Below are 22,741 nucleotides of genomic sequence, written 5' to 3'. Positions count from 1 at the left end.
GGTCAGTTGTCTTTATTTAATCTATTTTAATTAAGATGTTTGAGTATAAATTATATTTAAGTGAAATAAAATTAAATGCATTAAATTAGAAAATATTAAGTTTATTTAATTGTAATTAATATAATTTGGAAGGTATTATAGTACATGAGATTATCTAAAAATATATTTTATAATTTAGAAAAGTTTTATTTAGTATTAAATAGAATCAGTGATAAAGAAATTAGAGTAATTTGCAAAGAGATAGGCATATTGCTGGAATCTGGATGTGAAATTACAAAAATATTTGAAATCATTGAGAGTCAGTCAAGTAAAAAAGTAAAGAATTTGCTTAGTATAGTATCAAATCATATTCAAAAAGGTAACTCAATAGCAGAATCATTTCAAATAACAGGTATATTTTCTAAATTCTTTATAAGTATGATAAAAGCAGGAGAAACTAGTGGAAACTTAGATATAATAATGAGTGATTTATCTAATTATTATGATAAAGAATACAAATTAAAAATGAAAATAATAACTATTTCAATATATCCAATAATACTTATAATATTATCTATCTTATCAATGTTGTTTATATTCGTATTTGTAATACCTAATTTTCAGGTGGTTTTTACCAACAATGGAATTGAACCACCTTTAATAACTAGAGTTTTAATGGGAATATCTATAGTGGTTACAAATAACTTAGCTTATATAATATTTAGTTTTATATTGTTTTCAATAGGAAACATTTATTTCTTTATAACAAATGATAATATAAAAAAATTGATTAATTCGTTAAAATTCAAAATACCTTTTATAAAAAAAATTAATCAGTTAGTAGCTACAACAAGATTTTCAAGGGCATTGTCCGTTTTAATTAGCAGTGGAATACAAATTGTGGAAGCTATAGACATGTCAGCTAGTGTTGTAGACAACGAATTTATTTATGAAAGGTTAAAGATTTCCAATAATTATATAAAAAAAGGAAATAGCATAGGTAAATCTTTGAATTTAGCAAATATTTTTCCAAAATTATTTATTTCAATGGCAAATACAGGAGAAGAAAGTGGGAAACTAGATAAAAGTCTAAATGTAATAAATAAATTTTATGAAAATGAATTAAATAACAAAATAGAGCAAATAATGAAATTTATAGAACCTATGCTAATTGTATTTATGGGATTAATTATTGGTACTTTTATTTTAGCAATGGTTGTTCCTATGTTTGATGCAATTACTAATTTTTAGAGAGAAAAATAAATTTTATTAGATGAAACTTTTGAAAAGGAGAGAATATTTAATTGATAAATTTGATAAATAAAAAACGAAAAGGATTTACACTTGTTGAAATGATTGTAGTAGTAACTATTTTAGGCGTTATATCTAGTATAGCATTAGTTAAGTATAGTAAGGTTCAAGAAAGTGCCAAATTAAATGCAGACTATACGAATGCTGCTAATATAGTAACCGCAGCTAGCATGGCAATTAATGATGATGAAAAGACAATAGACTCTCTAAGTGTAGAGACATTGAAGGAAAAGGGATACCTAAATACTGTTCCAGTTCCTCAGAGTACATCAGGTAAATTCGAACTTGTCATAAATGATAGCGGAACAGATATAAGCGTAAATATAAATTCTAAGCAATTTTATCCAAAATAATATTTTATATTGATTGCTGTAAGTTTTAAAATTATTTTTATTTAAGAAGGAGATGGCTATAATTAAAAAAATTCTAAACTTAGAAATAAATGATGATTATATAAGGCTTGTATTTTTAAGAAAAAGTCATAAAAAAGTTTTTATAGATAAATCAATTATAAAAGAGATTAACTTTGATATAAAAAATGATAGTAATTCGATTGAGAAGATTAAATATATAGAAGATGTAGTTAGATTTGTAAAAGAGGAGATTGGTAAATCAAAAATATTATATAAAAATTTATACTTTAACATTCAAATTCAGGATATAGTCATTAGAAATGTTGAAGTTCTAAATACTAAGAAAAAAAGAGACATATTAAGCATGATTGAATTTGAAATAACACAATACATTCCAATAAACATAAATAACTATTCAATAAAATATAAAGTTATAAATTCTAAAAATGATAAATTGAATATACAAGTAATTCTTTTCCCAAAGAGTATTATTCAATTAATTAAGAACATTTCAGAAAATCTAAATATGAATCCAAAGACTATAAATATAAATTTTGATATATTACAAAAGCTTATAAACTTAAATTTAATAGAGAATTTTTCAGAAGAAGGGGTATTTATAGAATGTAAAAAAAGTCAGTTAATTATAAATATAACAAAAGATAAAAAAATAAGAGAAACATACTTGCTATCAAAAGAGGGAAAATCATATGAGTTCATAAAAAGATTATTAAGGGATTTTAAGTATGTTTATTACTATGGTATAGAAAATTGTTTTATTGAAGAATACTTTAAATATACAGATAAATCTATTGAAGTAAATCCATTAAGATTAAAAGATAAAGTAAAAGTAGAAAATAATTTTGATGCAGATTTAGAAGACAATAGGATAAATTATATAAATAGTATAGGAATGATTATTTAAGTGAAAGTGGATAAAACAATAAATTTTCTTAATGGATTTAAAAAAACTAAACCATGTAATAAAATCTATAAAATAATAATAGTCTTAATTTTAACGTGTATTTTATTTAAATCATTTATGTATGTGAAATCTATAAATGAACTTGAAGATTATATAAGTCAAAATAAGCTAGTGGATAAATCAAAGAACACTTTACCAACAACAGACAAAACTAGAGAGAAATTTTCTAAAATAAAACTTAATGAAATAAAAAAAATATATGAAACAATTGGAATAAATAGTATTACTAAAATATCAATAGATAAAAATAAGCTAGAGATGGAAGGTGTGTGTAGTGATTTAGATGTTTTAAACAATTTAAGGAAAATAAAGTACATAAAATATTATTACATAGACAGTATTGTAAGAGATGGAGAATATTATAGATTTAGAATAAAAAGTTAGATGGGTGATTATTTTTGAGATTAAATAATAGAGAAAAAAATCTACTTAAAATATTGTTAATATTAGTTATTATATTGGCAAGTGATATAGCAGTAAGTTATTTGGAAGAAAACCTAACTAGTTTGAAGAATGAAAAGCAAAATATAATAAATAAAATAAATAATCAAGATAATTATCAAATAAAGGATAATAAGCATATAGATGATAAATATATAGAAAGTGTTGAATCAAATAAAAATGAAGAATTAAAAAATAATTTTAATAACTCATTTTTAGATAAAAAAACAAATAAAGATATAGTGTTATTAGTAGAAAATGAACTGAGAGATATTGTGAATGTAGAATATATTAATCAAGAAAGTAGTTTAGATAATCACAATAAAAAACAAGTTAATTTAGAAATAAAAGTTAATGGAGAACTTGCAAATGTGTTGAAACTTGAAGGTGTAATGAAGAAGTTAAGACTAAATAATAAACTTGAAAAGATAGAAATTAATAAATTAAAAGTCAATAATTTTGATGTTCAAAATATTCCAAATGAATATAAACAAGAAAAAGACAATATTGTTGAATGTAAAATGACAGTTAGAGTCATATAACAAAAAAGAATAGATAAAGTAAAAAACTATTATCAATTAATAAAATTTTATAGAGGAATTAGTTTTACGATAATTCATTTCTACAAGAGGGATTGTTGATGATTTTATCGAAATCCTAATTAAAGTTAATATATTGTACCAAAATATAAGTGAATTTAATAGAATATTTACTTATACTATAGATTGATTAATAAAAAAATGGTATAATAACAAATTGTACTTTAATTTAATAATAAGGGAGTGGAAGTCATATTGTTAGGGAGAAATGAGCTATGCCCTTGTGGAAGTGGCAAAAAATACAAGAAATGTTGTTTAAATAAAGATATTGTTTCAGAAAGAGCATGCAGAAAAACTGAACTTTCACAAAAACAATATACAGATTTATATTCAAAGTTATATGATTATTCAAGACAGGATAAGTTTAAAGAAGAATGTGAAAAAGCTAAAGAAATGTTTTATATAATGCAAAATGATAGTGTAAATGAAAAATTTGAAAGATTTTTTAATACTTATTTAATACAAGACCACATAATGGAAAATAAAAAGGTTATGACAGTTGGTTTTCTTGAAGAAAATGGTGCAAACCTAAGTCAATCAGAAGTATCAATATTAAAAAGTATGTTTGAATCATACGTAAGTATTTATGAGGTAAAAGAAGTTTCTGCTGGAAAAATAGTATTAAAGGACTGTTTAAGTGGAAATGAACTTTGTACAGAAGATGTAAAACTTCTGAGAAGTTTTAAAATCGGAAGTTGTATGATAGCTAGAATAGTTGATATTGAAGGAACTAACATATTGATAGATATAACTATAAGTATATCAAATGAGGTTAAAGATATAATTTTAAAGGATATTATGAATCTATTCAATCAATATCAAGATGTATACAAAGATATGAAGTCGTTCTTAATTTATCATACACATATACTATACAAGTATATACAACAGCTTTTAGACCCAAGTATAGCTGAATATTTAAAGAGAGAAAGAGATAAAAACGATACAAAAGTTAATTCAGAAAATGAATTAGCTGAAGAAGAATGTAAAGTTCTAGATACTCTTAAAGAAAATGTAGAAAAAGAAAATATAGATGCATGTATAGAGTTTTGGAATGAATATAAGAAAAATCATGAAAATATAAAAGGAGCTGAAAATGGTTGGGCAGCTGCTGTTGAATACTATGTTAAAAAAGAAGCAGGACAACCTATAACTCAAGTTCAAATATCAAAGAAATACGATATAAGCTCTAGTACACTAGGAAAGAGATACAAGGATTTAAAAATATCTTAATTAATTATAAAAAGCTTTAAGTCATAGATAAAGAATCTATAGTATAATATATGTATAATGTTTAGAAAGAGGTATTAATAATGAGTCTTAGTTTAGGAAATGCAATTGCTGTATCAACGAACTTTATAAAATCTAACCCAGCTGTACCTGTGTACAACGGAGAAGAAATATATGCAGTTATTTATCATATAGAAATAGGATATAATAATGGTGTATCACCTGATACCAAACAATATATAATAATAGACTATAAAGAGTTTGATTTATCTATGGATAAAAAAAATGAACTAATAAATATTGCTAAAGAGTACTGTAAATCTAAAGGTATTGTAGAAAACGAAAACCTTGAAATAAACCTTTTAGACAATGAAGAAGCAGAGAACTTCTTAGAAAAGGTGTTTAATAATATGAAGGTTATAAGAGGTCTTATAACTAAAAAAGGATAAATAAATGGACTATATAGGAATAGAAAATATAACACCTTATGAAAATACATATGAATTTAGTGTATATGAATATGATGATGAAATCACCTTAGGTAGTGAAAAGTTATATGTATGTGAATTAAGGGTTGTATTGATTAAAGTTAATTCTCTGTATGTTGAAAGATTGCATAAATCAGTTGAAGCAATGGTCTTAGTAAAAAACTTGAAAAAAGATTTAGATAAAACACTTGTTGTAAACAAAATAAAGAATTTTGTGCTAGATGAGATTTGGGTAGAAAATCTAGTAAAAGAGAATATAGAAGTTATATTTGTAGAAAGCTAGGAATAACCCTAGCTTTTTTATATTACAATCTAAGAGAGGAAAACAATATGTTAAGAGTATCTAATGTAAAACTTGGAATTGATAAAGATATATCTTTATTAAAAGATGTTATACTTAAGAAGCTAAAAATAAAAGAAAAAAACTTAGTCAAATATAGTATATATAAAGAATCTATAGATGCTAGAAAAAAAGGAAAAATGGAATTTGTTTATTCTGTAGATGTAGAAGTTAAAGATGAAAATAAAATACTTAACTCAAAAATAAAAGATGTAACAAAAATAAAGGAAATCAGATACGTAAATGTACCTGTGGGTGATAAAAAATTAAAGAATAATCCTTTGGTAATTGGTAGTGGACCAGCTGGCTTGTTTGCAGGTCTGCTTTTAGCTCAAATGGGTTATGAACCAATCATACTTGAAAGAGGTCTTGATGTAGACAGTAGAACCAAAGATATAAGTGATTTTTGGACAACTAGAAAATTAAAAAATAATTCAAACGTTCAATTTGGAGAAGGTGGAGCAGGAACTTTTTCGGATGGTAAACTTACAACTAGAATAAAAGATATACGATGTAGAAAAGTATTAGAAGAGTTAGTTCAGTTTGGAGCACCAGATGAAATATTATACTCACATAAGCCACATGTTGGAACAGATATATTAAAAAATGTAGTTAAAAATATAAGAAATGAAATAATAAGTTTAGGTGGTCAAGTTAGATTTAATTCAAAAGTAACAGATATAGTTGTATCAAATGATTCTATACAATCTGTAATAATAAATGATACTGAAAAAATAGATACAGATACAATTATATTAGCTGTTGGACATAGTGCAAGAGATACTTATGAAATGTTGTATTCAAGAGGTATAAAAATAGTTCAAAAACCTTTTGCAATAGGAGCTAGAGTTGAACATCCACAAGATTTAATAAATAAAGCACAGTACAAGGATTTTTATAATCATCCTAGGTTAGGAGCTGCAGATTATAGACTTATAGAGCATGTTTCAAATGGAAGAACAGCATATACTTTTTGTATGTGTCCAGGAGGTAGTGTCATAGCATCTGCATCAAATGATTTTGAAATAGTTACAAATGGTATGAGTGAACATGCAAGAGATAAAATAAATGCAAATAGTGCATTTTTAGTAAATGTAACGCCAGAAGATTTTAAGAGTGATAATCCACTAGCAGGTGTTCATTTCCAGCAGAAGTATGAAAAATTAGCTTTTGAATTAGGTGGAAAAAATTATAATGCACCAGTTCAGCTTGTTGGAGATTTTATAAATAATAAGACTTCTTTGAATTTAGGAAGTGTTGAGCCATCATATAGACCAGGATATACACTTACAAATTTAAGTGAATGTTTGCCTAGCTTCGTAACAGAGACTATGAGAGAAGCGTTTATATCTCTTGATAAAAAATTGAATGGGTTTGCAATGTATGATGCTGTTTTGACGGGAGTAGAAACTAGGTCATCATCACCAATAAGAATAGTAAGAGATGAAAATACTTTAGAATCAGTGAGTATTAAGAATCTATATCCATGTGGTGAAGGTGCTGGATATGCAGGTGGTATAGTTACAGCAGCAGTTGATGGTATAAAATGTGCAGAAAAAATAATACAAAAATACACCAATAATACAAAAATTTAACATAAACTTAATGATTTTTTAATATTTAACATGAATTTAACATTATCACTCCTATAATTTGATAAAATACAATAGGTTATAAAATTTTTAGATACAGTAATCTCTTTACAAGGAGGAAATAATTTGAACATTATAATAAGTCTAATGGGTGGATTAGGTCTGTTCTTATATGGTATGAACCTTATGGGAGAAGGTCTTCAAAAATCTGCTGGGACAAAGCTAAAAAAGATAATAAAACTACTTACTAGTAACCTATTTATGGGAGTTTTGGTAGGTACAGGAGTTACAGCAGTAATACAAAGTTCAAGTGCTACTACTGTAATGGTTGTTGGTTTCGTAAATGCAGGAATAATGACTTTAAAACAGGCAATAGGAGTTATAATGGGTGCTAATATAGGGACTACTGTTACAGCCCAATTGGTATCTTTCGACTTAACTGGTATGGCCCCAGTAGCATTAGGTGTAGGTATTATACTTTATTTATTTGGAAATAAGCCTAGAATAAAAAATATAGCCGAAATACTTATAGGTTTTGGTATATTATTTACAGGTATGGATTTTATGAAGATGGCAGTGGAGCCACTAAGAGACTATCAAGGATTTACTGACTTACTTGTTACATTTGGTAGATATCCACTACTTGGATTATTATTGGGATTTGGGATTACAGCAATAATACAAAGTTCAAGTGCATCTATGGGTATGTTGGTTGCACTGGCAGCAGAAGGTCTAGTGCCACTATCAGCAGCACTGCCAATTCTTTATGGCCAAAATATTGGTACATGTGTAACTTCACTGTTATCAAGTATTGGTGCTAACAAAAATGCACGAAGAGCAGCTATGATGCATCTAATCTTCAATGTTTTAGGAACAGTGATATTCTTAATATTCTTGAATAAACCAGTAGTAAGCATGGTTACAAGTTGGGACCCAAGCAATGTTGCAAGACAAATAGCTAATACACATACATTGTTTAATATAATATCTGTATTGATACTTTTACCATTTACAAATCTTATTATAAAACTAGCTATAAAGCTTGTTCCTGATAGAGCAGGTGATATAGATGAAGATGAAACTAAAACTATTAAATATATAGATGATAGAATGATAGAAACTCCTTCTATAGCTCTTGCAAATACGATAAAAGAAGCACTTCGTATGGGTGAGAAGGCGAAGGAAAGCCTAAATGCATCTATGGAAGCTTTAGTAGAACATTCAACTGAAAAAATAGATAAGACATATAGGCGAGAGAGATTAATCAATGATTTACAGAAAGCTATTTTAAATTATTTACTTAAACTTTCAAAAGCACCTTTAGATGATGATTCAAGAGAAGTTGTGGATACTTTGTTTAATACAGTCAATGATATAGAAAGAATTGGTGACCACGCTAAAAATATAGCTGAATTATCGCAAGTTGCAATAGATTCAAATATTTCTTTCTCAGAAGAAGGACAATCTGAACTTGATGTTATGTATAATAGAGTTGTTTCAGCATATACTTATGCATTAGAATCAATGAGAACTGATAATGTTGATTTAGCTTGTAAGGTTATAAAAATTGAAGAACAAGTTGATATAATGGAGAAATCTTGTAGAGCTAATCACATGTATAGATTGAACAATAATCTATGTAGTATAGAAAATGGAGTTATTTATTTAGACGTAATAAGTAATTTAGAGAGAATATCTGACCATGCTGTCAATATAGCACAACAAGTTATAGCAAAGAGATTAGGAAATGATTAAAAATAATTAATTTAAAATAATATAAAATTTAAAATAGAGGATAAATAAAAGAGAAACTTTAAATGATACGTTTAGAGTTTCTTTTTTTGTAAATTTATTTGACTAAAATTTTTAAATTTATACATAGTTATAGCATTTAGAAGAATCGATTTCCTGATAATAAATGATGAGATATGTATGATTTTGTGGCAAACTTTTAAAAAAAACACCTATATTTTGTGTTATAATCTCTTTAAAACGAATATGCTGAAAAGAGGGATTTAAATGGGAAAAATAAATTTTGATTATAGTAAAGCTACAGAGTTTTTTTGTCAAAACGAAATAGATGTCATGCAACCATATGTAGATGTTGCGCACGACATGTTACATAATAAAACTGGTTTAGGAAATACTTTTTTAGGATGGATAGACCTTCCTAAAAATTATGATAAAGAAGAGTTTGACAGAATAAAAAAATCTGCTGATAAGATAAAATCAGACTCAGATGTTCTTTTGGTAATAGGTATAGGAGGCTCTTATTTAGGTTCGAGAGCTGCTATAGATATGGTAAGTCATTCTTTTAGGAATGGACTTAAAAAAGAGCAAAGAAAGGCTCCAGAAGTATATTTTGTAGGGCATAATATAAGCTCAACATATATTATGGATTTATTAGATATAATTGAAGGAAAGGATATTTCTGTAAATGTAATATCTAAATCAGGAACTACTACAGAACCAGCTCTGGCTTTTAGAATATTTAAAGATTACTTAGAGAAAAAGTATGGTAAGGAAGAAGCAAGAAAGAGAATTTATGCAACAACAGATGCAAGTAAAGGTGCACTTAGACAGTTAGCTACAGAAGAAGGATATGAGACTTTTGTAATACCAGATGATGTAGGTGGTCGTTTTTCTGTATTGACAGCAGTTGGGTTACTTCCTATTGCTGCTGCTGGACTTGATATTGATGCTATGATGAAAGGCGCAAATGATGCTAGAGAAGCATTTCAAAATCCTGACTTAAAAAGTAATGATAGTTATAGATATGCTGTTGCTAGAACAATTTTACATAGAAAAGGAAAAGATGTAGAGTTATTAGTGAACTATGAACCTCAACTACATTATGTAAGTGAGTGGTGGAAACAGCTTTATGGAGAAAGTGAAGGAAAAGAAAATAAAGGTTTATTCCCTGCTTCTGTAGATTTCTCAACAGATTTACATTCTATGGGTCAATACATACAAGATGGAAAAAGGCTTTTATTTGAGACAGTACTTAATGTTGAAAACTGTAAGAGAAATATAACTATAAGTTCAGAGGAAGTAGACTTAGATGGTTTAAATTATTTAGCAGGCAAGACTGTAGATTTTGTAAATCATAAAGCTTTTGAAGGAACTCTATTGGCTCATACAGATGGAAAAGTACCTAATTTAGTAATAAATATACCTCAACTAGATGAGTATAATTTTGGATATTTAGTTTATTTCTTTGAGAAGGCTTGTGGAATAAGTGGATATTTATTGGGAGTTAATCCATTTGACCAACCAGGAGTAGAAGCTTACAAGAAAAATATGTTTGCTTTACTAGGCAAACCAGGTTATGAAAAAGAAAAGGAAGAGCTAGAAAAAAGACTTAAATAATTTTAAATAGTTAAGGTTTAATTAAGATTAAAATAATATAATGAAATCATCGAAAAGGAGTTTACTCAAAATAGATGATTTCATTTTTTTTATGAAAAATTGGGAAAAATATATTTTGATAATTTATATTATATTAAGATAGGGAGTGGTATGAGATGTCAAGAAGAAAGAAAGGGATAAGTTTAGTAATATTAGTTGCTATAATAAGTTCAATACTTAGTAGTTTTCTAACAATAATTTTAGTTAAGGACAATTTAGTAAGTAAATCTACAGGAAGTTCTACGCCGATAGTTGTAAATGATGATGGTAAGAGTCAAAATATTTATCAAGCAGTTGCAGAAAAAGCTACGCCATCTGTTGTAGGTATTACAACAACTAGTGTTGATACTAGTAATATGTTTGCAATACCAACTGAAACACAAGGTGTAGGAACTGGAATCATAGTTGATTCAAATGGATATATACTTACTAATTCTCATGTTATATCAGATGGTCAAGCTACAAGTGTAAATGTATTATTCAATGATGGTTCAACAACTTCAGGTAAAGTAGTATGGTTTGACCAACAACTTGATTTAGCTATAGTTAAGGTTGATAAAACTGGACTAACACCAGCAGAATTTGCTGATAGTGACAAAGTAAAAGTTGGAGATATATCAATAGCAATAGGTAATCCTCTTGGATTAGATTTTCAAAAAACAGTTACTCAAGGGATAATAAGTGGATTAGATAGAACTATACAAACAGAAAAAACTAATATGACTGGTTTATTACAAACTGATGCAAGTATAAATGCAGGAAATAGTGGAGGACCATTGTTAAATCAAAAAGGTCAAGTAATTGGTATAAACACAGCAAAAGCTTCTCAAGCAGAAGGATTAGGATTTGCAATACCAATCAATACAGCTAAGAGTATAGTTGAAGAAGTAATCAAAAATGGAAAATATGAAAAAGTAACTTTAGGCATAAAAGGTACAGATGTATCAAATTATGAAGCAGCAACAGGTACAAAATTAAGTACTGATAAAGGTGTTTATGTTGCAGAAGTAATATCTGGTTCATCAGCAGAAAAAGCTGGAGTAAAGGTAGGGGATATTATAACTAAAGTAGGAGATACAGATATAACAGGTATGAATGATTTAAATAAAAAGTTGTATACTTTCTCAAAAGGTGCTAGTACAAAAATAACAGTAAATAGAGGCGGAAAAGCAGTAACAATAAATGTGAATTTCTAAATATGACCAGAAAGATAGAGACTACATGGTAAAGTGTAGTCTCTATTTTTATTTAATTTTTATAGTATATACATCTAAATTAATTAAAATGATGTATTGTTTATAGTTTATTGCTATATTTTCTTATAAAAATAAATTTAATAAATATTTAAATTTAATTTACAAAAACAATATAAATATCATAATAAAATAAAATTTTTTAATATTACTAAAAATATATAGACAAAATAATAACAAATATAGTATTATGTAATTGTAGAAATGCTTTTCATAGGTATATTCTATGAAGATGAATTGCATAAAAATGAAAAAATGGAATGGATATTATTTAGGGGTGAAAAATCATGAATCCATTAGTTATAAACTTACAAAAATGTAGCATACATGATGGACCAGGGATAAGAAGTACAGTATTTTTTAAAGGGTGTCCACTTGAATGTGTTTGGTGTCATAATCCAGAGAGTCAAACATATACAAAACAAGTTTTGTATAATGAAGAAAGATGTTCAAAATGTGAAGCATGTATAAATATATGCCCTCATAAGGCAATTTACAAAGGTGAAACAAAAATATGCTTAGACCAAGATAAGTGTGAGTTTTGTGAAACTTGCTTAGACTATTGTGTAAACAATGCAAGAGAGATTGTTGGTCAAGAGTATTCTGTAAGAGATTTGGTTAAAGAGATAGAGAAGGATAGAATTTTCTATGAAGAATCAGGTGGTGGAGTAACTCTATCAGGTGGAGAAGTAATGGCTCAAGATATGGACTTCATTTGTGGAGTAATAAACATGTGCAAATCAAAGGGAATCCATGTAGCAATTGATACATGTGGCTATGCAAAGTCAGAAAATTATGAAAGAGTTGCTAAATGTGCAGATTTGTTTTTATATGATATTAAGCTTATTGATGAAGATAAGCACATAAAATTTACAGGAAAATCAAATGACTTAATACTGAAAAATGTTAAGATTTTAAGTGAATTAGGGGCTAACATAAATATAAGAATACCATTAATTGTAGGAGTAAATGTAGATGATGAAAATTTAGAGGTTAAAAAAATGATAGAGTTTTTAAAGCCTTTGAATATACAAGCAGTAAGTCTTCTTCCATATCATAATATTGGTAAACACAAGTATGATAAAATTTATAAAAAGTATGAAGGAGAAGAACTACAAAGACCATCAGAAGAAAAATTAGAGGAAATAAAAAGACTGTTTGAAGCAAGTAATTTCAATACTAAGATTGGAGGGTAATAAAATGTCAAGAGGAACTTTTGAGAGAACTAAAAAATTAAGAGAAGAAAGTATTAATGCAGAACCACACATATCTATTGAAAGAGCAGTACTTATGACAGAAGCTTATAAAAAATATGAGGGAAGTGTAGAGATTCCTGTACTTCGTGCTTTATCATTTAAGCATTATATTGAGAATAGAACTCTTAGCATAAATGATGGAGAATTAATAGTAGGTGAAAAAGGTGATTCTCCTAATGGAGCACCAACATATCCAGAAATTTGTTGTCATACAATGGAAGATTTAGAAGTAATGCACAATAGAGATATAATAAATTTTAGCGTATCAGAAGAAGCTAGAAAAATACATAAAGAAGAAATAATTCCTTTTTGGAAAAAGAGACAAACAAGAGATAAGATAATAAATGCAATGACACCTGAGTGGTTAGCAGCATATGAAGCAGGTATGTTTACAGAGTTTATGGAACAAAGAGCTCCAGGACATACAGTTTGTGGAGATACAATATATAAAAAAGGATTTTTAGATTTAAAGAAAGACATAGAAGCAAGATTAAAAGAGCTAGATTTTCTTAATGATTTAGATGCATATAATAAAAAAGCAGATTTAGAAGCTATGGCAATAGCTTGTGATGCAATGGTTATATTAGGTAAAAGATATGCTGAGAAAGCAAGACAAATGGCAGAAGAAGAAACAGATGAAGCTAAGAAAAAAGATTTATTACTAATTGCTGAAACTTGTGATGTTGTACCAGCTCACAAACCAGAAACTTATCATCAAGCTATACAAATGTATTGGTTTGTTCATATAGGGGTTACTACTGAACTTAATATATGGGATGCTTTTACTCCAGGAAGACTTGACCAACATCTAAATCCTTTCTATGAAAGAGATGTAGAAAATGGAATACTAGATAGAGATAGAGCACAAGAATTACTTGAATGTTTATGGGTTAAATTTAACAATCAGCCAGCACCACCAAAAGTTGGTATAACATTAAAAGAAAGTAGCACATATACAGATTTTGCAAATATAAACACTGGTGGAATAAATCCAGATGGTCAAGATGGTGTTAATGAAGTTAGTTATATAATACTTGATGTTATGGATGAAATGAAATTGATACAACCTAGTTCAAATGTTCAAATAAGTAAAAAGACTCCTCAAAAATTCTTAAAGAGAGCTTGTGAAATATCAAGAAAAGGATGGGGTCAACCAGCATTTTATAATACTGAAGCAATAGTTCAAGAGCTTATGGAAGCTGGAAAAACTATAGAAGATGCAAGACTTGGCGGAACCAGTGGTTGTGTTGAAACTGGATGTTTTGGTAAAGAAGCATATGTTCTAACTGGATATATGAACATTCCAAAAATACTTGAATTAACATTAAATAATGGATATGACCCAATTAGTAAAAAACAAATAGGTATTGAAACTGGAGACCCTAGAAATTTCCAATCTTATGAGGAACTATTTGAAGCATTTAAAAAGCAATTACATTATATGATTGACATAAAAATAGAAGGAAATGCTGTGATAGAAAATATATGTGCAAAACACATGCCTTGTCCACTTATGTCTACAATAGTTGATGATTGTATAGAAAAAGGCAAGGATTACCAAAGAGGTGGAGCAAGATACAACACTAGATATATACAAGGTGTTGGTATAGGAACTATAACAGATAGTTTAACAGCAATAAAATATAATGTATTTGATAAGAAAAAATTCGATATGGATACATTGCTTAAAGCACTTGATGCTAATTTTGAAGGATATGAAGCTATACTTAATTTAGTTTCAAATAAGACTCCTAAATATGGAAATGATGATGATTATGCTGATGAAATAATGCAAGAGATATTCAATGCATATTACAATGAGGTAACTGGTAGACCAACTGTTTGTGGTGGAGAATACAGAGTAGATATGTTACCAACAACTTGTCATATATACTTTGGAGAAATTATGGGAGCAAGTCCAAATGGTAGACTTTGTGCAAAACCAGTTTCAGAGGGAATTTCACCTGAAAAAGGTGGAGATACTAATGGACCTACAGCAGTTATAAAATCTTGTGCTAAGATGGACCACATAAAAACTGGTGGAACATTATTAAATCAAAGATTTGCACCATCAGTAGTTCAAGGAGAAAAAGGGTTAGATAATATGGCTAATCTAGTAAGAGCATACTTTAATATGGATGGTCATCATATACAATTTAATGTATTTGATAAAAATGTACTGTTAGAGGCTCAAAAGAATCCTCAGGATTATAAAGACTTAATAGTTAGAGTTGCAGGATATAGTGACCATTTCAATAATTTAAGTAGAACACTACAAGATGAGATAATAGGAAGAACTGAGCAAACATTCTAGGTTTGCTTGTAAATAAAACTTCTTACTATATAAAATCGTAACTGATATAATAAAGTATAAATGGTTTGATTCCATTTTTAAAATTTTAGATTAATTATGAGCTAACTTTCTAAATAGGAAGTTAGCTCGTTAAGTTTAATGAAAAAATCGTTAAATTTATATTTAGTAAATCATACACATATTAGTAAGTAATACATACAAAAGAATAATTTATTATAGTTATAATAAGGTTATATTTTATAAAAATAAGATAATTTTAAGCAGTTAAAATAAAGTCAATTTAGCTACTTTAAAATAAAACTAATAGAAAAAAGGAGATTTGATATGAAAACTTTAGGATTTATTGGTTCAGGGAATATGGGAAGTGCAATGATAGGTGGCATAGTACAGTCAGGATTAGTAAAGGCAGAAGATATAACTGTATCAGATTTAAGCCAAGTTGCCTTAGATAAAGTAAAAGAAGAATTTGGAGTAAATACTACAACTGATTCAAAGGTAGCTGTTACAAATTCTGATGTGGTAATAGTAGCACTTAAACCTAATATATGCGAAAAGGCTTTAACTCCACTTAAAGAATTAATAGATGCAAATAAAATAATAGTATCTATAGCAGCAGGTAAAACTATAGAAAGTCTGGAAAGTTTTATAGGTTCAGATAAAAAAATAGTAAGAGTAATGCCTAATACTCCAGCCCTTGTTGGCGAAGGAATGTCAGCTCTTTGTAAAAATAGTAATGTAACAGATGAAGAGTTAAATATGATTAAGGCTCTGTTTGAATCTTTTGGTGAGGCAGAAATAGTATCAGAATATTTAATGGATACAGTTACAGGTATTAGTGGTTCTTCTCCTGCATATGTATTTATGTTTATAGAAGCTATGGCAGATGCAGCAGTATTAGCTGGAATGCCAAGACAACAAGCTTATAAATTTGCATCTCAAGCAGTAATGGGGTCAGCTAAGATGGTTCTTGAAACTGGAAAACATCCAGGTGAATTAAAAGATATGGTTTGTTCTCCAGCAGGAACTACTATAGAAGCTGTTAAGGTATTAGAAGAAGAAGGCTTTAGAGCAGCAGTTATAAAATCTATTGTTGCTTGTATAGATAAGTCTAAAGATATGAGCAAATAACAGATGTAATTAAGTTTACTATATGGTTTCTTGAATTGTTTTTTTAGTGCTTATTTATATCTATACATAAATGTATTTGGTATAAGTAAAATAAGAGTAATTTACTATAAAAAGGAATTTAATGATTGAGTGAGAATTTATTACTTAAATATTAATAATTAAATAGATATATTTTTAACTATATTTGAGATATATCATTGTGAAAAAATAAAATTTATAAGTATTATTGTGAGGTTATAAGTAGATTTATTTAAAAATAAATTTATTTATAGCCTTTTTAAATTTGAAATAATATTCATAAGGTAATAAAAGTTACAAATATTTTCTTCGCTAATAAGTTTTAAAATACCTATAATGTTTTACTTTTTATTATAATAAATACAATAAATATATTCTTATATAAATTCTATGTCAGATATATGGAAAGATAAGAACCTTGAGATTATGTTAAAAAATCTAGATTTTATACTTATAAAAAGTTTGATTTTACAACCTTACAAAAGAGAATCAAGATAGGAATATAATTATCTTTTTCATAAATATATAAATGATATACTAATATTATAGTATTATTGATATTTGTATTGGAGGTTGAACATGAGGGATGAAATTTTAAGTTTTGTAAATGAATGTGTATTATTTAACAACTTTGATGAACTTAAAAAAGAAAGTGGCATAATAACAGAAGATATAGTAAAAAAGTTTAATTTAAGTAGAACTCAATCAAGTAGATTATTAAATGATTTAGTAAAATCTGATAATCTTATAAAGATAAACAGTAGACCTGTTATTTTTTTACCTAAAAATAAAATAAATGATGTAGTAGGACCTACAAAAAAAAGTATTTATGAAAATTTAGATGAACTTAAAAATGAGTGTAAATTATTAAAGCAAGAGACTGTGTTTAATAGTATCATAGGATATGAGAATAGCTTAAAAGAAGTAATCGAACAAATAAAAACCGCTGTACTTTATCCAAATGGCGGACTTACAATAATGCTGACAGGTGAAAGTGGAGTAGGAAAAACTTTTTTAGCCAAGATAATATACAAATATAGTGTAAGCAGTAATGTATTAGAAAAAAATTCTCCATACAATGTGTTAAACTGTGCGCAGTATTATAATAATTTGGAGTTATTGTCTAGTCTATTATTTGGGCATGTAAAAGGAGCATATACTGGAGCAAATGAATCTAGAGCAGGTCTAATAGAACAATCAGATGGTGGTGTTTTATTTTTAGATGAAGTACATAGATTAAATAGTGAAGGTCAGGAAAAGTTATTTACATTTATGGATACAGGTACGTTTTCTAGGATTGGAGAGAATGGAGTAATTAGAAAAGCTAGGGTAAGATTAATATTTGCTACAACAGAAAGTCTATCTGAATTTTTACAAACCTTTTTAAGAAGAATACCCATAAATATTTATGTTCCCAATATAGAAGAAAGAGGGACTATTGAAAAAAGAAAGATTGTAGAACATTTTATTTATGAAGAAAGTAAGGTACTTGGTTTGCCTATAGAGATAACTCAAATTACATTAAATGCGATTTTAAAGATAAAATTCAAGGGGAATATAGGTGAATGTAAAAATGTAATAAAATATGCATGTGGACGAGCTTATGCAAAAAATCAAAGAAGAAATGGAAATATTTTTGTTACTCTTCAAGACCTTCCTAGAAATCTTTATATAGAAAATGTAGATATATTTCAATTCCAAAGTGGTAAAAGCAAAAGCATTATCTTTTCTCCTAAACAATTTAGTATTGAAATGTCAAATGGAAGAAATAAAAGAAATATAATCTATCAAAGTTTCATAAAATGTTTAGATTACTTTGATAGACTAGAAAAAAATGAAATAACAAAGGAAAAATTTAGTAAAAAGAGTTCTAATCTAATGATTAGACTAATGGACAATTTAGTCTTTTCAAATAATGATGAAAATAATAACGTACTTATGGAGCTTATAATATCGATAATGCAGGATATATTTAGAAATTTAGAAGTTAATAACAATATAAAATATGATGGGAATAATGTATTGGCATTTTCGTCTTATCTTTATTTGAAGGACGAATCTTATCAATTGTCTGATGAGTATAAAGCTTTAGAAAATAAATTACTAATATATTTAAAAAAAGAGAGTTACAAAGAATACTCTATAATAAGTAAAATATCAACATTAATAACGAATAGATTGGATATGTATCTTAATAATGTAGATACAATCATAATGATTATATTTATTAAATCAACAATTATAAGAATGAAATTTAATCAAGTTAATGCGACTATTATAGCACATGGATATGCTACTGCCAGTAGTATGGCGAATGTATGTAATCGGATGTTGGGTAAAAATATATTTACAGCTATTGATATGCCTATAGATGCTACTATTGCTGATGTATCAAAACAAATGTCTAGATACCTAGAGGGAGATAGGATAAAGAATGGTTTAATTGTGTTATTTGATATGGGCTCTCTTAATCTTATATATGAAGATTTAAAGAATAAGATAAATAGCCCAATGTTATTTATAGACCAAATATCCACTATTTCTGCACTAGAAGTAGGAAATTTATTAATGCAAGGTAAAAACATTGAAGAGATTGCAGAAATTATGGATGAAGAAACTAAACCTAATATACAATTGTATTATCCTCAAAAAAATAAAGAATATGCTATAATATCATCTTGTTTTACAGGGATAGGTACTGCTATAAAAATCCAACATCTACTTTCCGAAAGTTTAATTGGAATAGTTGATGTCAAAATAATACCTTATGATTATGATAGTCTTGTTTCTATGGGAGATAAAGAACCAGTTTTTGAAATGTATGATGTGATGGCTATAGTAGGAACTGCCAATCCAAATGTGAATGGGGTAGATTTTATATTATTAGAGGATATAATATCAGGAAAAGGAGAAGATGATGTTTTTAGAATATTTAGCAGAGTAGTAGAAAATGAAAAAATAAAGAACATAAATGATTCTATTGTAAAGAATTTTTCATTAATTAGAGTAATAGATAGTCTAACTATTTTAGATTCAAAAAAGATAATAGAGAGAATAGAAGAAGGAATTAATGCTATAGAAAATATTCAAAAGAAAAAACTTTCAAATGATAAAAAGATTTCTTTATATGTTCACTTAAGTTGTATGATTGAAAGATTAGTTAGACAAACTGAAATTGAAGAGTATACTGATATGGATTTGTTAATCAAAAACCATCATAGTGAAGTAAAACTAATAAAAAATGCATTTAGTGTGCTAGAAAAGAGTTATAGTGTGCAAATACCAATTTCAGAGATAGGATATATTTATAATATTATCTATGGTCTACCACAGTAAAATACAAGATTACAAAATAAGTGAATGAAATTTAAAAAAGTATGCCAGTATTTGGCATACTTTTTGCTTTTATAGATAAATGAGAGTATAAACAATAAAAATTTTAATGTATGATGGAGGATTTGGGGAAAATGGTATCTTTGATGAGAATTGATGACAGATTGATACATGGTCAGGTTGCATATGGATGGGCAACATCACTAGGTATAAATGTAATACTAGTTGCAAATGATGAAGCAAAAAATGACCAAATGAAAGCTATGTCACTGAACTTAGCGAAACCTAGCAATGTAACTTTATATATAAGGGGGGTAGAGGAATCTGGAGAAATAGTAGAAAAATTTGCTTCTTCAAAGAAAAGCAATGTATTAGTGTTAGTAAAAAATACCAAAGATGCTTTAGTTGTAGCTAAAAATTCAGGAGGAGTATTAAAAGAAATAAATGTAGGAGGATTAAGATATGAGGAAGGGAAGAAGAAACTTACAGATTTAGTTGCTGTTGATGATGATGATATAAATAACTTTAAACAAATAGGTGATTTAGGGATTGATATAGAATTTAGAATGTTACCTAGAGACAAAAAGAAACAACTATCAGATTTAATAAAATAATTTAGGAGAAAGAGAATGAAAAAATTTCTAATTGCAACACATGGAGAATTGTCCAGAGAGCTTGTTGACACAAGTAAATTAATAATTGGTTCATTAACTAATATTGAGTATTTTTGTATGACAACGGATAAATCAGCAGATGATGCTGAGAAAGAAATTAGAAGTATATTATCAAATAATAAAGATAGTGAAGAATTTGTTGTCTTAACAGATGTTTTTGGTGGAAGTGTGGCAAACATATGTACAAACTTACTTTTACAAGGGTTCAAATTTGAATTATTGACAGGAGTAAATTTACCAATGCTTTTATCTATACTTTTATTAGTTGAGGAGGATACAAAACTAATAGTTAAATCAGGATTAGAGGAAGCAAAAAATGGAATTGTTTATGTAAATGAGTTATTAGAAAATCAAAACAAAATCAAAAATGTAATGTAATTTAATGTAAATTAAACTAAGTTAAAATGGAGGTTCAATATGTTAGTACAAGCTACTATGTTAGCTATTATAGCAGGAGTTGGTATACTAGATGGGCGTATATTTGGTCAATCTATGCTTGATAGGCCAATAGTTACAGGTATGTTAGTAGGATTAGTTTTAGGAGACATAAAATCAGGAATTATGATTGGTGCACAGCTTGAATTAATTTGGATGGGAATTGCAGGAATAGGTGCAGCTACTCCTCCAGATGTAGTAACAGGAGGCGTATTAGGTACAGCTTTTGCTATATTATCAGGTAATGGTGCAGAAGTTGCTTTAGCAGTAGCAGTACCAGTAGCAGTCTTAGCACAATCTCTTGGAGTATTAGTTAGAATAATAAATTCGTACTTTTCTCAAAAGGCAGTTTTCTATGCTAAACAAGCTGATTTTAAGAAAGTTACCATAATGATGTGGTTGCCAGTAATATTATTCTTTTTAAGTACATCAGTTCCAACCTTTTTAGCAATTATGATTGGTGCTGATAAAGTTACAGCATTGATAAATGCAATACCTAAAGTTATATTAGACGGACTGGGTGTTGCAGGAACATTGTTGCCAGCAGTAGGTTTTGCATTGCTTATGGATATGTTACTTTCAAAAAAGATGTCTGTATTTTTCTTTATAGGGTTTTTGTTAGCATCTTATGGTGGATTAGATATAACTGCTATAGCTTTATTTGGAGTATGTGTAGCATTTGTACTAAACTTTTATATCAATAACAAAGAAAATAATCAAAATCCTCAATTAGCAATCAATACTTTAACGGAAGGAGAGATTGACTTTGAATAAATTAACAAAAAAAGAATTAAGAAGTATGTTTTGGCGTTCATTTGCTCTTCAAGGTGCATTTAATTACGAAAGAATGCAAAACTTAGGTTACTGTTATTCAATGTTACCTGCAATAAAGAAGCTATACAATAAGAAAGAAAATCAAGCAAAAGCAATAGAAAGGCATTTGGAGATTTTTAATACAACGACAGTAGTAGTTCCTGCTATATTAGGTATAACAGCAGCTATGGAAGAAGAGAATGCTAATAATCCAGAATTTGATGAAAGTTCAATTAGTGCTGTTAAAACAGCTCTTATGGGACCTCTTGCAGGAATTGGTGATTCATTATTCTGGGGAACATTTAGGATTATAGCAGCAGGAGTAGGAGTATCACTTGCAAAAGAAGGTAATATCTTTGGACCACTATTATTCTTACTATTATACAATATACCAGCATTTGCCCTTAGAATATTTGGACTTAAGTATGGTTATCAAGTAGGGGTAAATTCTCTTGAAAGAATACAAAGAGAGGGACTTATGGAGAAAATAATGTCTATGGCTACAACTGTTGGTTTATTCGTTGTAGGAGGAATGGTTGCAACTATGTTGAGTATAACTACTCCTCTGAAATTCAACTTAAATGGTGCAGAAGTAATTTTACAAGATATACTAGATAAAATAATACCTAATATGTTACCTTTAACCTTTGCATTTGTAATATACTACATGTTAAAGAGAAAGGTAAGTGTAACAAAATTAACTATAGGCACTATAGTAACAGGAATCGCTTTACATGCTATAGGTTTGTTATAGAAATTAATTATAATTTATTGAATATATAGATAAGGAA

The 22,741-nt window shown here is 27.8% G+C and carries 20 protein-coding genes; all 20 read left to right on the top strand.

The genetic code is table 11. The features are described from left to right. The first annotated feature begins 144 nt into the window (after nt 1-144). Nucleotides 145-1,230 carry a type II secretion system F family protein gene (locus tag CDIF1296T_RS17100; protein WP_009898464.1) on the top strand — a complete coding sequence of 362 codons (1,086 nt, stop codon included), beginning with the start codon at nt 145-147 and terminating at the stop codon, nt 1,228-1,230. 53 nt (nt 1,231-1,283) lie between these two features. Continuing rightward, nucleotides 1,284-1,643 carry a type II secretion system protein gene (locus CDIF1296T_RS17095; protein WP_009891768.1) on the top strand — a complete coding sequence of 120 codons (360 nt, stop codon included), beginning with the start codon at nt 1,284-1,286 and terminating at the stop codon, nt 1,641-1,643. A 52-nt stretch (nt 1,644-1,695) separates the two neighbouring features. Further along, entirely contained in the window at nt 1,696-2,568 is an 873-nt protein-coding gene (locus CDIF1296T_RS17090) for a type IV pilus biogenesis protein PilM (protein ID WP_009893933.1), read from the top strand. Beyond that, nucleotides 2,569-3,012: a hypothetical protein gene (locus CDIF1296T_RS17085; protein ID WP_003435628.1), complete on the top strand. Its 444-nt coding sequence runs from the start codon at nt 2,569-2,571 to the stop codon at nt 3,010-3,012. Between the two features lie 14 nt (nt 3,013-3,026). Beyond that, entirely contained in the window at nt 3,027-3,611 is a 585-nt protein-coding gene (locus CDIF1296T_RS17080; protein WP_003435629.1) for a hypothetical protein, read from the top strand. A gap of 252 nt (nt 3,612-3,863) precedes the next feature. Next, the gene (locus CDIF1296T_RS17075; protein ID WP_009891764.1) at nt 3,864-4,901 is read left to right on the top strand and encodes a YecA family protein; all 1,038 of its coding nucleotides are present in this window, start codon (nt 3,864-3,866) and stop codon (nt 4,899-4,901) included. An 80-nt stretch (nt 4,902-4,981) separates the two neighbouring features. Further along, a complete protein-coding gene (locus CDIF1296T_RS17070; RefSeq protein ID WP_003417144.1) occupies nt 4,982-5,347 on the top strand; it encodes a hypothetical protein in 366 nt (121 codons plus the stop codon). A 4-nt stretch (nt 5,348-5,351) separates the two neighbouring features. Then, on the top strand, nt 5,352-5,669 hold the full coding sequence (locus CDIF1296T_RS17065) for a hypothetical protein (protein ID WP_003435631.1): 318 nt from the start codon (nt 5,352-5,354) through the stop codon (nt 5,667-5,669). Between the two features lie 47 nt (nt 5,670-5,716). Continuing rightward, the gene (locus tag CDIF1296T_RS17060) at nt 5,717-7,321 is read left to right on the top strand and encodes an NAD(P)/FAD-dependent oxidoreductase (RefSeq protein WP_009898461.1); all 1,605 of its coding nucleotides are present in this window, start codon (nt 5,717-5,719) and stop codon (nt 7,319-7,321) included. Nucleotides 7,322-7,444: 123 nt separating this feature from the next. Next, nucleotides 7,445-9,073, top strand: a complete 1,629-nt coding sequence (locus CDIF1296T_RS17055; RefSeq protein ID WP_009898459.1) for a Na/Pi cotransporter family protein — start codon at nt 7,445-7,447, stop codon at nt 9,071-9,073. A gap of 264 nt (nt 9,074-9,337) precedes the next feature. Next, nucleotides 9,338-10,687: a glucose-6-phosphate isomerase gene (locus CDIF1296T_RS17050; RefSeq protein ID WP_009898449.1), complete on the top strand. Its 1,350-nt coding sequence runs from the start codon at nt 9,338-9,340 to the stop codon at nt 10,685-10,687. Nucleotides 10,688-10,842: 155 nt separating this feature from the next. Then, complete coding sequence (gene htrA / locus CDIF1296T_RS17045) at nt 10,843-11,922, top strand: serine protease HtrA (RefSeq protein WP_003435637.1); 1,080 nt, start codon at nt 10,843-10,845, stop codon at nt 11,920-11,922. Between the two features lie 344 nt (nt 11,923-12,266). Beyond that, nucleotides 12,267-13,175 (top strand): trans-4-hydroxy-L-proline dehydratase activase, encoded by a 909-nt coding sequence (locus CDIF1296T_RS17040; RefSeq protein WP_003432388.1) that lies wholly within the window; start codon nt 12,267-12,269, stop codon nt 13,173-13,175. 4 nt (nt 13,176-13,179) lie between these two features. Continuing rightward, complete coding sequence (gene hypD, locus CDIF1296T_RS17035; protein ID WP_009898448.1) at nt 13,180-15,549, top strand: trans-4-hydroxy-L-proline dehydratase; 2,370 nt, start codon at nt 13,180-13,182, stop codon at nt 15,547-15,549. Between the two features lie 324 nt (nt 15,550-15,873). Further along, a complete protein-coding gene (gene proC / locus CDIF1296T_RS17030; protein ID WP_009898446.1) occupies nt 15,874-16,677 on the top strand; it encodes a pyrroline-5-carboxylate reductase in 804 nt (267 codons plus the stop codon). Nucleotides 16,678-17,274: 597 nt separating this feature from the next. Next, the gene (locus CDIF1296T_RS17025) at nt 17,275-20,031 is read left to right on the top strand and encodes a sigma 54-interacting transcriptional regulator (protein ID WP_009898443.1); all 2,757 of its coding nucleotides are present in this window, start codon (nt 17,275-17,277) and stop codon (nt 20,029-20,031) included. 131 nt (nt 20,032-20,162) lie between these two features. Next, nucleotides 20,163-20,642 (top strand): PTS sugar transporter subunit IIB, encoded by a 480-nt coding sequence (locus tag CDIF1296T_RS17020; protein ID WP_009898441.1) that lies wholly within the window; start codon nt 20,163-20,165, stop codon nt 20,640-20,642. A 15-nt stretch (nt 20,643-20,657) separates the two neighbouring features. Continuing rightward, a complete protein-coding gene (locus CDIF1296T_RS17015; RefSeq protein ID WP_003432377.1) occupies nt 20,658-21,080 on the top strand; it encodes a PTS sugar transporter subunit IIA in 423 nt (140 codons plus the stop codon). Between the two features lie 39 nt (nt 21,081-21,119). Next, entirely contained in the window at nt 21,120-21,911 is a 792-nt protein-coding gene (locus CDIF1296T_RS17010) for a PTS mannose/fructose/sorbose/N-acetylgalactosamine transporter subunit IIC (protein WP_004453987.1), read from the top strand. Further along, nucleotides 21,904-22,704, top strand: a complete 801-nt coding sequence (locus tag CDIF1296T_RS17005; protein WP_003432375.1) for a PTS system mannose/fructose/sorbose family transporter subunit IID — start codon at nt 21,904-21,906, stop codon at nt 22,702-22,704. Before CDIF1296T_RS17010 ends, CDIF1296T_RS17005 begins: the two co-directional genes overlap by 8 nt. The last annotated feature ends 37 nt before the right edge of the window (nt 22,705-22,741 follow it).

The sequence above is a fragment of the Clostridioides difficile ATCC 9689 = DSM 1296 genome (genome assembly GCF_001077535.1).
In the GTDB taxonomy this organism is placed as follows: Bacteria; Bacillota; Clostridia; order Peptostreptococcales; family Peptostreptococcaceae; genus Clostridioides; species Clostridioides difficile.
The sequence above is the reverse complement of the archived record's forward strand: the minus strand, read 5'-3'. Positions and strand labels throughout refer to the sequence as shown.